Below are 13,385 nucleotides of genomic sequence, written 5' to 3'. Positions count from 1 at the left end.
AGCTTTGGCGAAGCCAAAGCTAACTTCGTAAGCAATCACCTAACTTTGGCGGAGCCAAAGTTACTTCGTAAGCAATTCGCGCTTTGGCTGGGGCCAAAATTACTTCGTACGGGTAGACTTAGCTTTGGCTAGGACCAAAGCCACATCTGTTGTAATAACCACTTTGGTCACAGCCAAAGCTACATTCCATATGATGAAAGAGGATGCCGGGCTTACCCCGGCTCCCCTCCTATTACTTGCCTGAGGAGCTTAGACCGAAGCGGCAAAGCCCTTCTTAAATTGATCGATTGCCGCTTTCAACGCGTTTTCGTTGTCGGACGTCAAATCCTTCGTATCCGTAATGGATTGAAGAATTTCCGGTTTATTGCTTCCAATAAACGCGAGGAATTCGCTCTCGAAACGACGCACGTCAGCAACCTCGATATCATCGATATATCCTTTAACGGCTGCGTACAAGCTAACCACCTGTTGTTCAACGGACAACGGCTGGTTCACGCCCTGTTTCAGGATTTCCATCAATCTTGCACCACGGTTCAAACGAGCCAAGGTTGATTTGTCCAGATCGGATCCGAACTGGGAGAACGCCTGGAGCTCACGGTATTGCGCAAGATCCAGCTTCATGCCGCCCGCAACCTTTTTCATCGCCTTGATCTGCGCGGAACCACCGACACGGGATACCGAAATACCGACGTTAATCGCTGGGCGTTGTCCGGAGTAGAACAGCTCGGACTCCAGGAAGATCTGTCCATCCGTAATCGAAATTACGTTGGTTGGAATGTAAGCAGATACGTCAGAAGCCTGTGTTTCAATAAATGGCAGTGCGGTTAATGAACCACCACCAAGCTCATCGTTGAGCTTCGCTGCACGCTCCAGCAAACGGGAATGCAGGTAGAAAACGTCACCCGGATAAGCTTCCCGACCCGGAGGACGACGGAGGAGCAAGGACAATTCACGGTATGCTGCCGCTTGCTTCGACAAGTCATCATAGATGATGAGCGCATGCTCGCCTTTGTACATGAAGTACTCGCCCATTGCGCAGCCTGCGTATGGAGCGATGTACTGCAGCGGAGCCGGCTCGGAAGCCGAAGCCGTAACAACGATCGTGTACTCCAGCGCGCCATGACGGCGAAGAGTTTCAACAACCTGTGCTACAGTGGACTGCTTTTGCCCGATGGCTACATAAATACATTTAACGCCGCTGCCCTTTTGGTTCAGGATCGTATCGATGGCAACGGTGGTTTTACCTGTTTGGCGGTCACCGATGATCAGCTCGCGCTGGCCGCGGCCGATAGGTACCATCGCGTCGATCGCTTTAATACCGGTTTGCATCGGCTCATGAACGGATTTACGGTCGATAACGCCTGGTGCACTGCTCTCAACCGGACGGAATGCAGTCGCTTCGATCGGGCCTTTGCCGTCAAGCGGCTGACCCAGCGGATTCACGACGCGTCCAAGCAGAGCTTCGCCTACAGGAACCTCCATGATACGTCCTGTACGCTTTACCTGATCGCCTTCCTTGATTTCGGAGTAAGGTCCCAGGATAACGACACCGACATTGCTCTCCTCAAGGTTCAGCGCCAGACCGAACACGCCGTTTTGGAACTCCAAAAGTTCCCCGGACATCGCGTTCTCCAGGCCGTACACGCGAGCAATACCGTCACTTACTTGAATTACCGTACCTACTTCAGAGACAGTGATATCGGATTTATATTCTTCAATTTGACTTTTGATTAAAGTACTGATTTCTTCAGGTCTGATACTCAACGTTTTCACCCCTATCTACTATGCTCGTCTATTAAAAGACTTTTCGAGACGTTCCAGCTTCCCGGCAATGCTTCCGTCATACAGCTTGTCGCCAATGACGACTTTCAGGCCGCCGAGCAAACTTTCGTCCACAACATTGGTCACGCGGATCTTCTGATGTGCTAACTGTCCGAATTCCGAAGCAACTTGTTCTTTTTCCTGATCGCTAAGCGGGTAGGTGGAGTACACAGTGGCGTCTGCCAAACCCAAGCTCGCACCTTGTATCTTCACATAACTGTTCAGCAGTTCTGCGAACATTTCTGCACGCCCTCTGTCGAGAAGCAATTCGATCGTGTTCAATACAGGCTGCGATACCTTCCCTGCCAACGCCTGGCTGATTACGTTCATCTTCACGGACTGGGGAACATTCGGCGTGGCGATGAATTTCTGGATGTCGGCATCGCCTTCAATGGCATGCACGACAGCCCGCAATTCCTCTTCCACTTCCAGACCCTTCTGCTGCTGAGCCGCCACTTCGAACAGCGCCCGCGCATACCGCTTGGCTGCTACCGTATTTTGGCTCATGGTCTGCCTCCTACCTCTTTAAGGTATTGATCCACCAGTTCTTCTTGAGCTTGGTCGTTCTTGACTTCACGTTCGATCAGCTTGGTCGCGATCTTCACGGAAACGCTGCCGATTTCGCTGCGAAGCTCTTCGACCGCTTTCTTCTTCTCATTCTCGATATCACGAACAGCTTCGGATTTCAGGCGAATCGCCTCTTCCTTAGCTTGTTCCATAATTTGCTCTGCTTGTTTGTTGCTAGTTTGTCTGGAACGCTCGATGATTTCGTGAGCATCTTGACGCGCTTGCTCCAGTGCCTTCTTCTGCTCTTCTACATATGCAGTCGCCTGCTGGCGGGTCTGTGCCGCTTCGTTCATCTGGCTCATGACCAGCTCACGACGCTGCTCCATGATGCCGAACAATTTGCTGAACGCAAACTTTTGAAGCAAGAGGTAAAGAATAACAAACGCGATAATAGTGATTACCATATTTTCCCAAAGAATTGTCATTGAGGTCACTCCTTTCCATCAACACGAAGTGCGGTGCCTAACAAAACGAAGGCGCGGATGGCATCGGCCCTCCCCGCCAAACCGTTGTATTGTTATTAAGAGAACATGATCAAGAACGCGATTACAGTAGCTGCCAAAGGAATAACCTCTACGATACCAACACCGATAAACATCGTTGTTTGCAATTGACCACGTGCTTCTGGTTGACGAGCGATAGACTCAACTGTTCTGCTTACGATCATACCGTTACCCAAACCTGCGCCAAGGGCGCCCAGACCTACTGCAATAGCTGCTGCCAAAAATTCCATTGTTAAATATCCTCCTTAAAATTGTTTCAAAATTGAAATTTGGTGAAACTATAGAAAATATCTCTTTCGAAAAACACCGCTGTTACGGCGGATTCGTCCGAGTTGATCAATGCTCTTCGTGAATCGTAGTTTGCGAGATGTATACCATTGTCAAAATCGTAAAGATAAACGCCTGCAATGCACCGATGAAGATACTGAAACCTTGCCATGCGGCCATGAACGGAATGCCCCAGAAGCCGGTTTTCAGAATCACCGTGATCAATACCTCGCCGGCAAAAATGTTGGCGTAAAGCCGGATTGCCAGAGCGATAGGTTTTGCCAGGTTCTCAATGATATTGAGCGGCAGGAAGATCGGGAACGGTTCGATGTAATGCTTCAGGTAATGCTTGCGATTCAGCTTCAGGCCCAGGTAGTTCATGAGCACGAATACAACGATCGCAAGACCGGCCGTAACGGAAATGTCCGCTGTTGGCGACTTCCACCACAATACGTGAGCATAGTGGCCATGTTCAAGTCCGAGTGTAGCCAGGATTGGCTGACCAAAGACCGTGAAGTTCTCCGGCAAGTCGGTGATAATTGAGAACGGCAAGCCCAGCAAGTTGGCTACAAAGATGAACAGGATCAGAGTAAGCCCCAACGATATGTAAGCTTTCCCTTTCTTCAGATCCATCGCACTCGCTACGACGCCTTGCACAAATTCCACTACCCATTCCATGAAGTTTTGCAGTTTGGAAGGGTTTTCGACAGATAGATTACGTACCGCCAGCCGGCATAATACGAACACCACCACACAGGTGACGAGAAGCATTATGACCGCCGAAAGGTCAATATTCAATCCGCCAAGTTTGATAATCGGTGAATCATGCATATAATTGTTTTCACCCCTTTCCAAGTTAGCGCTGATCAATGATTGTTTCTCAAACTGAACACAATGCTGACAGGAATGGTCAACAATTGGGGTATGAACAGACCGGCGATAGCACCGCCTAGGGATACCTGTTCGAGTTTTACGGCGAAGATCACAATCAGGAGCCCGATGCACAATCTCGTAATGAAGCCGAAGTTGTACTTTTTCGGTTCCGGATCGACAGCCAATTGCGCCAGCTGCTGCACTTTCATGGAGAGGAAGCGTACATTAAACAAGCCCGCCGCCATGCCCATGATCAACCCCATAATTATCGGGCGGAATTCCGGATAGAGAGCCCATCCGAGAAACAAGGCAGACAATAAGAGTAACGATACTCTAAATACAGCGTTCACAATGGAAGTCAAATCATTCACGCCTGCGCCCCCAAAAACTTTTTAATGAGAAGAGCGATATTCAAAATCCCTACAAAGAGCCCCGAAAGCGTACCAATGGCAAGCCACACTCTGGGCCCGTCCAACTGATTCATGAGCCATCGCCCGGTAAAAAAACCGATGAGAATGTAAGCGGCAAGCAAACCGCCCGCCCCGCTAATGTATAGCGCTATCAACCAAGGGTTATCTTGACTTTTCGGATTTTTCATATGAACCTCTAATCCCAACTCATTTTACTGAATATAACAAGAGTTTGTCAATGAATCGATTTGATGGATTTCCCGTGTAAAATCGGCGTTTTGAGCAGTCTAAATTGCGCAAAACGCCGCGGTAACCGTACAGTTCAACTGTATGCTGTCCCCTTGCCAATCAGAATACGGTAAACTATGCCTTTGTGAACATTCTGTGAAATTCCTCAGGACGCTCTTTTCGAATGCCAAAATGGTGCAAAATCGCATTGACAATTCGCTGGGAAGCTTGTCCATCCCCGTAAGGATTAGCGGCTTTGCTCATCTTGTCATAGAGCTCCTGATCGGTCAGCAGAGCCTTAATGCGTTCGTACACATTCTCTTCCTGGGTGCCTACCAGCTCCAGGGTTCCGGCCTCAATGCCCTCCGGACGTTCCGTCGTGTCCCGAAGCACCAGCGTCGGCACGCCGAAGGACGGAGCCTCCTCTTGCATGCCGCCCGAATCCGTAATGATGAAATGCGTACGGGTGTAAATATTGTTCATATCCACGACATCCAGCGGTTCAATCAGCTTGATGCGCGGGTGGTTCCCCAAAATGCGGTGAGCCGGCTCTTTGACGGCAGGGCTCGGATGCACAGGGTAGACGATGGCGATATCCTCGAACTCGTCGGCAATGCGCTTCACCGCTTCAAAAATCTGACGGTGCGGCTCCCCTTGGGATTCGCGGCGGTGCGCCGTCATCAGGATTAGGCGCTTGCCCTGTGCCCAATCCAGAACCGGATGGGTATATCCTTCCCGAACCGTATACTGGAACACGTCCGTAGCGGTGTTGCCCGTCACGTAAATGCGGGATTCCGGCTTATTCTCCTTGCGGAGATTCTCGGCAGACCAGTCCGTCGGCGCAAAGTGCAGATCGGCCAGCACGCCGGTCAGCTGACGGTTCATTTCTTCAGGATAAGGATTCAGCTTGTTCCATGTGCGAAGACCGGCCTCTACATGGCCGACCTGAATCTGCTGCAGGAAGGCTGCATAGCTGGCCAGGAACGTTGTCAGCGTGTCGCCGTGCACCAGCACGATGTCCGGCTTGGCCTCGCGCAGGACAGGCTCAAGCCCCTCCAGAACGCGTACGGTGATCTCGTTCAGCGTCTGACGGTCTTTCATCACGTCCAAGTCGTAGTCCGGAACAATCTTGAACACGTCAAGCACCTGATCCAGCATTTGCCGATGCTGCGCAGTTACACAAACCACCGATTCGATATGCTCCGGATGGCGCTGAAGCTCCAGAATAAGCGGCGCCATCTTGATCGCTTCGGGGCGGACCCCAAATATCGTCATCACTTTCACTTTTGACATGTTTGAAATTACCCCTCTTTGCATGCTTGTTTTTTCAATTCAAGTCGTACGAATGACTGGCTCGGCTCTTATTTCGTGCCGTACAGCCGATCTCCTGCATCACCCAGGCCCGGTACGATGTAGCCATGGTCGTTGAGCCCTTCATCCAGAGCAGCAACGTAAATATCCACGTCCGGATGGACGTCATGCACGGCCTTTACGCCTTCCGGCGCAGCCACGAGATTCATCATCTTGATCTGGGTGCAGCCGCGCTTCTTCAGCACGTCGATTGCAGCGATGGCCGATCCGCCCGTCGCCAGCATCGGATCGATGACGATCAATTCCCGCTCTGTCACGTCGGTTGGAAGCTTCGTATAATATTCCACGGGCTGAAGCGTTTCCGGGTCGCGGAACAATCCGACATGCCCTACCTTGGCAGCGGGAAGCAGCTTGACCACGCCGTCCAGCATGCCAAGACCCGCACGCAGGATCGGCACGAGGCCGAGCATCCGGCCGGAAATGACCTTCCCTTGGGTTTCAGCTACCGGTGTCTGCACGGATATCGATTCAAGAGGAACCTCCCGCGTAATTTCATAAGCCATCAAAGTCGCGACTTCGTCTACCAATTCGCGAAAGTCTTTTGTGTTAGTCCGCATATCGCGTATAAATGTAAGTTTGTGTTGAATCAACGGGTGATCACAAATCACCAATTTTCCCATGTCTGGTCCCTCCGGTTTGAATGCAAATGTTATTTCAATATGGGCGTAAATACTTGTGAGCTCCATAAATCCTGTCTATTATATCATTCCCTCTAGTCAATTGACACCTGCACGAGTCATGTTTATTTCCGTGAGTTTTGACCTTATAACCGGATCTTCGTCAGCCCTGCACCTAGGTTTTCCATTTTCGCCTATATTGATCCTCACCGCCAAGCGACCCGACCGGGAGCATGCGAGCATAGCAATCTGGCCAGAATGTGACAGCTCCTAAAAGAGGACCCCACCTTCAGGTGGGGTCCTCTTATCATAGGCCTCTTATGCTGACGAAACTGTGATTAATATTTCATTTCGGCATAGAGAGGATATTGATCCGTAAGCTCAGCCACCAAACGGCCCGCTTTTTCCAGCGTTGCTTCGTCTTTAGGCTGCTTCAAGGTCATGGCAATAATCTTCGCGATTTTCACCATCGCCTGCTCATCCATGCCGCGGGAGGTTACTGCCGGCGTACCGATACGGATACCGCTCGTGACAAACGGGCTCGTCGGATCAAACGGGATGGCGTTCTTGTTGACGGTAATCCCGATGGAATCCAGCACCTTCTCTGCGTCTTTGCCGGTGATGTCCAGATTGCGGGTATCGACCAGCATCAGATGGTTATCGGTTCCGCCGGAAACGATGTTCAGGCCTTCCTCGATCAGGGTGTCAGCCAGCACTTTCGCGTTCTTCACGACGTTCTCTGCATACGTCTTGAAGGACGGATCCAATGCTTCGCCAAGCGCAACGGCCTTGGAAGCAATGACATGCATGAGCGGTCCGCCCTGGGAGCCTGGGAACACCGCTTTGTCGATCGCCTGTGCCCATGCCTTCTTGCACAGAATCATGCCGCCGCGAGGTCCGCGAAGGGTCTTGTGTGTCGTGGTGGTTACGAAATGGGCATGCGGAACCGGATTCGGGTGAAGACCCGCGGCAACAAGACCCGCAATATGAGCCATATCGACCATGAACAATGCGCCTACGTCGTTCGCGATGGCAGCAAGCTTCTCGAAATCAATGATGCGAGGATATGCACTTGCACCCGCCACGATCAGACGAGGACGGTGTTTGAAAGCCGCTTTGCGGACTTCGTCGTAATCGATAAGGAACGTGTCTTCCTGCACGCCGTATGCAACGAAATTGTACAGAAGGCCGGACGCGTTAACCGGGCTTCCGTGAGTCAAATGGCCGCCGTGGGCCAGGTTCATGCCGAGCACGGTATCTCCAGGCTTGAGCGCAGCCAAATACACCGCCATGTTCGCTTGGGCGCCGGAGTGCGGCTGAACGTTGGCATGCTCGGCACCGAACAATTCCTTCGCGCGGTCACGGGCGATATCCTCCACGATATCCACTCGCTCACAGCCGCCGTAATAACGCTTGCCAGGGTAGCCTTCCGCATATTTATTCGTCAGCACCGTCCCCATGGCTTCCATAACCGCTTCGCTGACGATGTTCTCGGAGGCAATCAGCTCAATGTTGCTGCGTTGACGCTTCAGTTCCAAATCCATCGCTTCCAATACAGCCGGGTCATTCTTCCGCAAATGTTCCATCATGTTCATATCCTCCCATAATCAATCGTTATTTTCTCTTGCCAAGTCAAGACTACAAGTTTACCTAATGACTAAAGCGGGCTCTCATTCGAATCAATCGCACAGCGTGGAATCATCCCGCTGCTCAAGCCGGTACACGGCACGTTCTCCGCCGATCAGCTTCGGCCGGGTGTAAGCCGCCGTTACGCGCGCATCGCCGATATAACGCTCGCTCGGCCTGAACGGAACCGCCACTCTTCGCAAATGCATGCCGATCAGCGTCTCGCCGATATCGACACCCGCATGGGCCTCAATGGATTCCGCAAGGCAGGGCTCCTTCATACTCCGATACGCCGCCGAGGCCATGGAGCCTCCCGCCCCCGGAATCGGTACAGCCGCCACTTCCGTCAGGCGCAGCTCTTCAAGCAGTCCCCGCTCCATGACTAGCGCCCGGTTCAAATGCTCACAGCATTGATAGGCTACAGCGAAGCCGAATTCCGCTTGAACCTCGGCAATGCCCTGAAGAAGCTGCTGCGCCGTTTCAAGAGCGCCGCCCGTGCCGATCCGGCGTCCGACCACTTCACTGGTGCTGGCTCCGATGACCAGCACCTTGCCCGGTCCTAAGGCTGCCGCTTCGGCCAGCTCGCGGACGATCCGCGCCGTCTGTTCGCTCAAGGAAACCTTGGAGATATCCGTCATGTCACAGTCCTCCCGATGAATTTTTTTCACAGAAGATGCTTCATTCCATACGCAATAACCGCAGCAGCTTACGCGTTGACCTATCGCGATTCGCTCTTCAGGTAACGCTCCTCGATGGCCTTGATCTTGTTCACGCGGCCGACATGGCGTTCGCCCTGGCTGAAATCCGTTGTCAGCCATGCGCTGACGATCTCGGCAGCAAGCCCGGGGCCGACGACGCGCTCGCCCAGCGCAATCACGTTGCTGTCATTATGCTCACGCGTGGCTTTGGCCGAAAATACATCATGCGTCAGCGCGCAACGGATGCCCGGCACCTTGTTGGCGGCAATGCTCATGCCGATTCCCGTTCCGCAGATCAGAATGCCCCGATCCGCTTCACCCGAGACCACCTTCTCGCACACCGGAAGCGCGTAATCGGGATAATCCACGGAATCGGAACAGCCGCAGCCAAGATCCTCCACCTCGTGTCCAAGACCCCGAATGACCTCCACGATCTCCTCTTTCAGACGAATGCCGGCATGATCGGTACCCAATGCAATTTTCATCTATGAAAAACCCCCTCGAATGTTCGCTTTTGCGTTTTAGCTTGTTTCATTATAACCCAAACTCCACGCAAAAGACGAAAAAAGAGCAGTCGGCGCACGTATTGTGCTCCAAATGCTCTTTGCCCAGGCGACCGGCCGTATATTCCGATGCTCCATCGTGGTTTCATCCACTTCGTCGCCAGTTACATCGGATTCATGTTTTTCACCTTCATCTTAAAGCAATACCCTGCGAAAGGCAAGCGGCTTTTTTAGCCAGATTGAGCCCGGATCCAGATTTACTCTTCGCTTCCGTCGAAGCCGATCCTATTTATGCTGATCCGCTTCCAGCTTGTCCAGCAGGCGGAAGAGCGCCGTTCGAATCTCCGCCGCCGTCGCCTCGTATTCCTCCCGCGAGCCACCGAAAGGATCGGAGATATCGAAGCTCGGAATGCGCTGGCGCAGCTCGATCAGACGCTCCCGGTCGCGGTCGCTGACATCGCGGCCCAGCGATCTGGCCAGCTCAAGCGTCGCGTACAGGCTGTCCTGCTCCCGCAGATCATCCAGCACCCGCCGGTCATCCTCCACAAACTCCTTCAGCGTGTGCATCTTGTCGGCCGCATGCGGGAACTGCCGAATCGCATACTGCTTATGCGACTGGGTCAGCGTCAGAATCAGGTCTGCCCATTCCACCAGATTCGCGGTCAGCGGCTTAGATACCAAACGATCTTGAATATCCTGGTCCCGCAGTATCGATTCCGCATGACGGGATACCGGCATGCCGTCCACGGCCGAGACGCCGGCGGATTGCGTTTCCAGGGGAATGCCCCGCTGTTTGGCGAGCTTGCGCAGCATCCCTTCCGCCATTGGGCTGCGGCACGTATTCCCCGTGCAGACAAACAATATATTTTTCACGGTCCCGTACCTCCCCGTTGTAGGTTGTTTTGGGATTATTGTAACAAATATTGCATCAAAAGATAAACATCACGCCAAAGATGATCAAAATCAGTCCGCCCAGCATTTCGCCGTACTCTCCCAGCTTGTTGCTCACCTGACGGCCGAGCAGCAGGCCGAGAATGGACAGCAAACCGCCCACGACACCGAAGGAGATCACGATCAGCAGCACATCATCCACGAACATCCCGAGCGAAACGCCTACCGAGAAGGAGTCGATGCTGACGCTGAGCGAAAACAGCAGCATGCCCAAGAACGCGGTAGGATGAATGCGCTGACCTTCCCCGCCCCGCCAAGCATTATACAGCATATGCCCGCCCAGCAGGAGGAGCAGCCCGCCGGCTGCAAGCCCTGTGACGTGACCCAGCAGCATACCTACATAGCGGCCGGCAAACAAGCCCGCCAGCGGCATTAGCATGTGAAACAATGCGATCATGAAGCTGATGCCCAGCATATGGCCTAAGCGCATGCCGCCTCTCATTCCGACTCCGATGCCAAGCGAAAATGCGTCTAGCCCGAGTGCAACCGCCATCAGCAGAATCGCCGCAAGCTGTCCCGATTGGACAGACGCCTCCAACATCCCCATTCCCCCAAGTCCCATGGTCTTGTACACCATATGCGGACAAGGGGGAAATCATGCTAAAACCGTTCAATCGACCTCTTCATTGACGTGGACGATGTGATGTCCCGCGGCCTTCAGCAGCCGGTTCATGACGGCTGCGCCAAGCCCCTGCTCCGGGCACGCTTCGGCCAGGATGAAAGTCGCGCCTTCTTCATCGAAGCGGCGCAGGCCGGCGTACAGCCGGCGGGCCGCTTCCTCCGGCGCGGCCAGGCTGCCGAGCGAGACGGCAACGTCCGCGCGGTAGCGACCGATGTGCTCGTCGAACGACAGCACGCCGGTCACCTCCCCGCGCCGGGCCGCCGCCTCGAGCTCGGCCGCGATGCGTGCCGACACCGCGTCGGCACGCGGGCCCTGCACCACGCACATCGCACCCTTCGGTGCGTAGTGCGTGTACTTCATGCCCGGCGAGCGCGGCGCCGGGCTCTCCGCCTCCCCGGCGGCGCGCTGCAGCGCCGGGTCCTGGCGCACGCTTGCCGCCACCGCGGCAAGCTGCTCGGCCGTGACGCCGCCCGGGCGGAGCACCGTGACGGCACCATCTTCGCCGACCTGCACCACCGTCGACTCGACGCCCACCCCGGCCGGGCCGCCGTCGAGCACGCCGTCGATCGCCCCCGCCAGGTCCTCCAGCACATGGCTGGCCAGCGTCGGGCTTGGCCGGCCGGAACGGTTTGCGCTCGGTGCGGCGAGCGGACAACCGGCGGCGCTGATCAGAGCCAGAGCCACAGGGTGATCCGGCATCCGGACGGCAACCGTATCGAGTCCGGCCGTCACGCGAGGCGATACGGCGCCCGGTTTCACGGGCAGCACCAGCGACAGCGGTCCGGGCCAGAACGACGCCATCAGCGCCCGTTCCGTCTCGTTCACCCGCTGGACCAAGCCGTCAAGCTGAGCCAGCTCCGAGATGTGTACGATCAACGGATTGTCCGATGGCCGACCCTTGGCGGCGAAGATGCGCTCGACCGCCTCCGTATTGCCGGCGTCAGCACCAAGTCCGTACACCGTTTCCGTCGGAAAAGCCACCGTACCGCCCTGTGCAAGCACCTGTCCTGCTTCGTGCAGCGCCTGCTTCGCTTCCTTCTCGGACCCGAGGCTCTCGTTGGAGAGGGAGCTTAAGACGTGCCACACTTTGGTTGGTTTCGATGCAGCATTCCGGGAGCCTTGTTCCCGCTGCAGGTTGCGTTCCTTGTCATTCCCGTTCTGTTCCATACCTATCCCAAGCTTTCTGTATATGAAATATATAAACATCCAAACGCGTTTTGCCTATTCTCCAAAAGAAAAAGCGCTTCTCGTTCTTCAGTCCCGTGCCGGTTCCCATGGAAACCGGTCGCGCCAAAGAGAAAGCACTCTTCTAGAGGTTGTTCAAAAAGTCCGCTTTTGATCACGAAGCGAATCAAGAAGCAGCTCGGCATCGAATCTTGAATTCAGCCGGGCCTTCCGGTGCTCACGTACCCAAAACGTACGCTCCACTCCTCAGTCCCTAGCTTCATCCAACCTTCTCGGTGCTGAAAATCCACCTTTTTGAACACGTACTTCTTCATCCAAGTTTATCATACCCTGTCCGTATTGGAAATCAATACGCGGGATCATCCTAGAATAAGCTCGCCACCCAATTCCAGAGGCCCAGGAACATATCCCACAGGAAGAAGCGGACCTCCGGCTCGCTTTCGCTTGCCTTCTTCGGCGCTTCCTCCGGAGAAGCGTCGCCCGCATCGGCGGACACCGTTTGGATCCCCTTCTCGACAGGCTGAGCTGCCGCATCCCCGCTGCCGCCGTCGATGAAGCACAGCGGCGGGAACAGGACGCACCACCAGTTTTGTCCTTGACCTTCGCCTAACGTAATCCGCAGCGCATCGTAATCGCCCGCCGGATACACCGTGCCCCCGTACAATTTGGTCGGGAACGGCACGACGCCAAGCTCTACATGGTAATTGTAGGTGATCCCTCTTTTTCTCAGCTCTTCACCCACCAGCTGGCGGATTTCCGGAAGATGCTGCCGGGTTAATGCTTTGGCGTCTTCCAGGCTTTGCGGGTTCTCCAGCTCCAGGACCCACATCTGCATTTGCTCAACGACCGCGTCTCGAATCTCTCTTTTGACGAGCTGATCGGACGGGTTATCTGAATTCGCGAGAATGCGAAGCCGTATCGATTCTTGAGGGATCGGACCGCCAACAACGGAAGCATCGATCTGCTGTCCCTCCCAAGCCATGATGACCATAAACATGCAGGATAAGAGCACAACCATTTTTTTCACGATAATACGGAGGGTTTCACTATAATTTTTCATCTCGGACAACCGCCTCTCTATGAACGAAACTCTATGATGCTATCAGTATGTCCGACTGAAAAAGATATAAACGTGGAATCTAG

The 13,385-nt window shown here is 54.2% G+C and carries 16 protein-coding genes and 1 riboswitch; all 16 genes read right to left on the bottom strand.

The genetic code is table 11. From position 1 onward, the window contains the following. Window positions 1-249 precede the first annotated feature (249 nt). On the bottom strand, window positions 250-1,764 hold the full coding sequence (gene atpA, locus JNUCC32_RS27235) for a F0F1 ATP synthase subunit alpha (RefSeq protein WP_015737746.1): 1,515 nt from the start codon (window positions 1,762-1,764) through the stop codon (window positions 250-252). Between the two features lie 18 nt (window positions 1,765-1,782). After that, window positions 1,783-2,328, bottom strand: coding sequence for a F0F1 ATP synthase subunit delta (locus JNUCC32_RS27230; protein ID WP_015737747.1), 546 nt, complete (start codon window positions 2,326-2,328; stop codon window positions 1,783-1,785). Beyond that, window positions 2,325-2,813 carry a F0F1 ATP synthase subunit B gene (atpF, locus tag JNUCC32_RS27225; RefSeq protein ID WP_009590554.1) on the bottom strand — a complete coding sequence of 163 codons (489 nt, stop codon included), beginning with the start codon at window positions 2,811-2,813 and terminating at the stop codon, window positions 2,325-2,327. Before atpF ends, JNUCC32_RS27230 begins: the two co-directional genes overlap by 4 nt. Window positions 2,814-2,908: 95 nt before the next feature. Further along, complete coding sequence (atpE, locus tag JNUCC32_RS27220) at window positions 2,909-3,121, bottom strand: F0F1 ATP synthase subunit C (protein ID WP_007128780.1); 213 nt, start codon at window positions 3,119-3,121, stop codon at window positions 2,909-2,911. 106 nt (window positions 3,122-3,227) lie between these two features. Next, window positions 3,228-3,989 (bottom strand): F0F1 ATP synthase subunit A, encoded by a 762-nt coding sequence (atpB, locus tag JNUCC32_RS27215; RefSeq protein ID WP_009590537.1) that lies wholly within the window; start codon window positions 3,987-3,989, stop codon window positions 3,228-3,230. A gap of 35 nt (window positions 3,990-4,024) precedes the next feature. Further along, window positions 4,025-4,402 (bottom strand): ATP synthase subunit I, encoded by a 378-nt coding sequence (locus JNUCC32_RS27210; protein ID WP_015737749.1) that lies wholly within the window; start codon window positions 4,400-4,402, stop codon window positions 4,025-4,027. Beyond that, window positions 4,399-4,629, bottom strand: a complete 231-nt coding sequence (locus JNUCC32_RS27205; protein ID WP_009590543.1) for an AtpZ/AtpI family protein — start codon at window positions 4,627-4,629, stop codon at window positions 4,399-4,401. Before JNUCC32_RS27205 ends, JNUCC32_RS27210 begins: the two co-directional genes overlap by 4 nt. Window positions 4,630-4,804: 175 nt before the next feature. Next, window positions 4,805-5,962 (bottom strand): non-hydrolyzing UDP-N-acetylglucosamine 2-epimerase, encoded by a 1,158-nt coding sequence (gene wecB / locus JNUCC32_RS27200; protein WP_096775855.1) that lies wholly within the window; start codon window positions 5,960-5,962, stop codon window positions 4,805-4,807. A gap of 68 nt (window positions 5,963-6,030) precedes the next feature. Further along, window positions 6,031-6,660, bottom strand: a complete 630-nt coding sequence (gene upp, locus JNUCC32_RS27195) for a uracil phosphoribosyltransferase (RefSeq protein ID WP_009590550.1) — start codon at window positions 6,658-6,660, stop codon at window positions 6,031-6,033. Window positions 6,661-6,995: 335 nt separating this feature from the next. Next, on the bottom strand, window positions 6,996-8,246 hold the full coding sequence (gene glyA, locus JNUCC32_RS27190) for a serine hydroxymethyltransferase (RefSeq protein ID WP_009590552.1): 1,251 nt from the start codon (window positions 8,244-8,246) through the stop codon (window positions 6,996-6,998). Window positions 8,247-8,336: 90 nt separating this feature from the next. After that, a complete protein-coding gene (locus tag JNUCC32_RS27185; RefSeq protein WP_009590539.1) occupies window positions 8,337-8,921 on the bottom strand; it encodes a TIGR01440 family protein in 585 nt (194 codons plus the stop codon). Window positions 8,922-9,001: 80 nt separating this feature from the next. Next, window positions 9,002-9,466, bottom strand: a complete 465-nt coding sequence (gene rpiB / locus JNUCC32_RS27180; protein ID WP_009590548.1) for a ribose 5-phosphate isomerase B — start codon at window positions 9,464-9,466, stop codon at window positions 9,002-9,004. Between the two features lie 114 nt (window positions 9,467-9,580). Further along, a riboswitch (ZMP/ZTP riboswitch) is annotated at window positions 9,581-9,662 on the bottom strand. Window positions 9,663-9,769: 107 nt separating this feature from the next. Beyond that, the gene (locus JNUCC32_RS27175) at window positions 9,770-10,357 is read right to left on the bottom strand and encodes a low molecular weight protein arginine phosphatase (protein ID WP_009590545.1); all 588 of its coding nucleotides are present in this window, start codon (window positions 10,355-10,357) and stop codon (window positions 9,770-9,772) included. Window positions 10,358-10,412: 55 nt separating this feature from the next. Beyond that, window positions 10,413-10,976, bottom strand: coding sequence for a manganese efflux pump MntP (locus tag JNUCC32_RS27170; protein WP_096775852.1), 564 nt, complete (start codon window positions 10,974-10,976; stop codon window positions 10,413-10,415). Window positions 10,977-11,045: 69 nt separating this feature from the next. Continuing rightward, window positions 11,046-12,224: an L-threonylcarbamoyladenylate synthase gene (locus tag JNUCC32_RS27165; protein ID WP_192570392.1), complete on the bottom strand. Its 1,179-nt coding sequence runs from the start codon at window positions 12,222-12,224 to the stop codon at window positions 11,046-11,048. Window positions 12,225-12,606: 382 nt separating this feature from the next. Continuing rightward, window positions 12,607-13,302 (bottom strand): stage II sporulation protein R, encoded by a 696-nt coding sequence (spoIIR, locus tag JNUCC32_RS27160; protein WP_192570391.1) that lies wholly within the window; start codon window positions 13,300-13,302, stop codon window positions 12,607-12,609. Window positions 13,303-13,385 lie beyond the last annotated feature (83 nt).

The organism is Paenibacillus sp. JNUCC32, from assembly GCF_014863545.1.
GTDB classification, from domain to species: domain Bacteria; phylum Bacillota; class Bacilli; order Paenibacillales; family Paenibacillaceae; genus Paenibacillus_AQ; species Paenibacillus_AQ lautus_A.
The sequence above is the reverse complement of the archived record's forward strand: the minus strand, read 5'-3'. Positions and strand labels throughout refer to the sequence as shown.

What these genes read in the sequence shown, in the direction of transcription:
- wecB (WP_096775855.1), bottom strand. Translation starts at nt 5,962, where the DNA reads ATGTCAAAAGTGAAAGTGATGACGATATTTGGGGTCCGCCCCGAAGCG.
- JNUCC32_RS27185 (WP_009590539.1), bottom strand. Translation starts at nt 8,921, where the DNA reads ATGACGGATATCTCCAAGGTTTCCTTGAGCGAACAGACGGCGCGGATC.
- atpF (WP_009590554.1), bottom strand. Translation starts at nt 2,813, where the DNA reads ATGACAATTCTTTGGGAAAATATGGTAATCACTATTATCGCGTTTGTT.
- rpiB (WP_009590548.1), bottom strand. Translation starts at nt 9,466, where the DNA reads ATGAAAATTGCATTGGGTACCGATCATGCCGGCATTCGTCTGAAAGAG.
- glyA (WP_009590552.1), bottom strand. Translation starts at nt 8,246, where the DNA reads ATGATGGAACATTTGCGGAAGAATGACCCGGCTGTATTGGAAGCGATG.
- JNUCC32_RS27165 (WP_192570392.1), bottom strand. Translation starts at nt 12,224, where the DNA reads ATGGAACAGAACGGGAATGACAAGGAACGCAACCTGCAGCGGGAACAA.
- JNUCC32_RS27230 (WP_015737747.1), bottom strand. Translation starts at nt 2,328, where the DNA reads ATGAGCCAAAATACGGTAGCAGCCAAGCGGTATGCGCGGGCGCTGTTC.
- atpE (WP_007128780.1), bottom strand. Translation starts at nt 3,121, where the DNA reads ATGGAATTTTTGGCAGCAGCTATTGCAGTAGGTCTGGGCGCCCTTGGC.
- JNUCC32_RS27170 (WP_096775852.1), bottom strand. Translation starts at nt 10,976, where the DNA reads ATGTTGGAGGCGTCTGTCCAATCGGGACAGCTTGCGGCGATTCTGCTG.
- JNUCC32_RS27205 (WP_009590543.1), bottom strand. Translation starts at nt 4,629, where the DNA reads ATGAAAAATCCGAAAAGTCAAGATAACCCTTGGTTGATAGCGCTATAC.
- upp (WP_009590550.1), bottom strand. Translation starts at nt 6,660, where the DNA reads ATGGGAAAATTGGTGATTTGTGATCACCCGTTGATTCAACACAAACTT.
- spoIIR (WP_192570391.1), bottom strand. Translation starts at nt 13,302, where the DNA reads ATGAAAAATTATAGTGAAACCCTCCGTATTATCGTGAAAAAAATGGTT.
- atpB (WP_009590537.1), bottom strand. Translation starts at nt 3,989, where the DNA reads ATGCATGATTCACCGATTATCAAACTTGGCGGATTGAATATTGACCTT.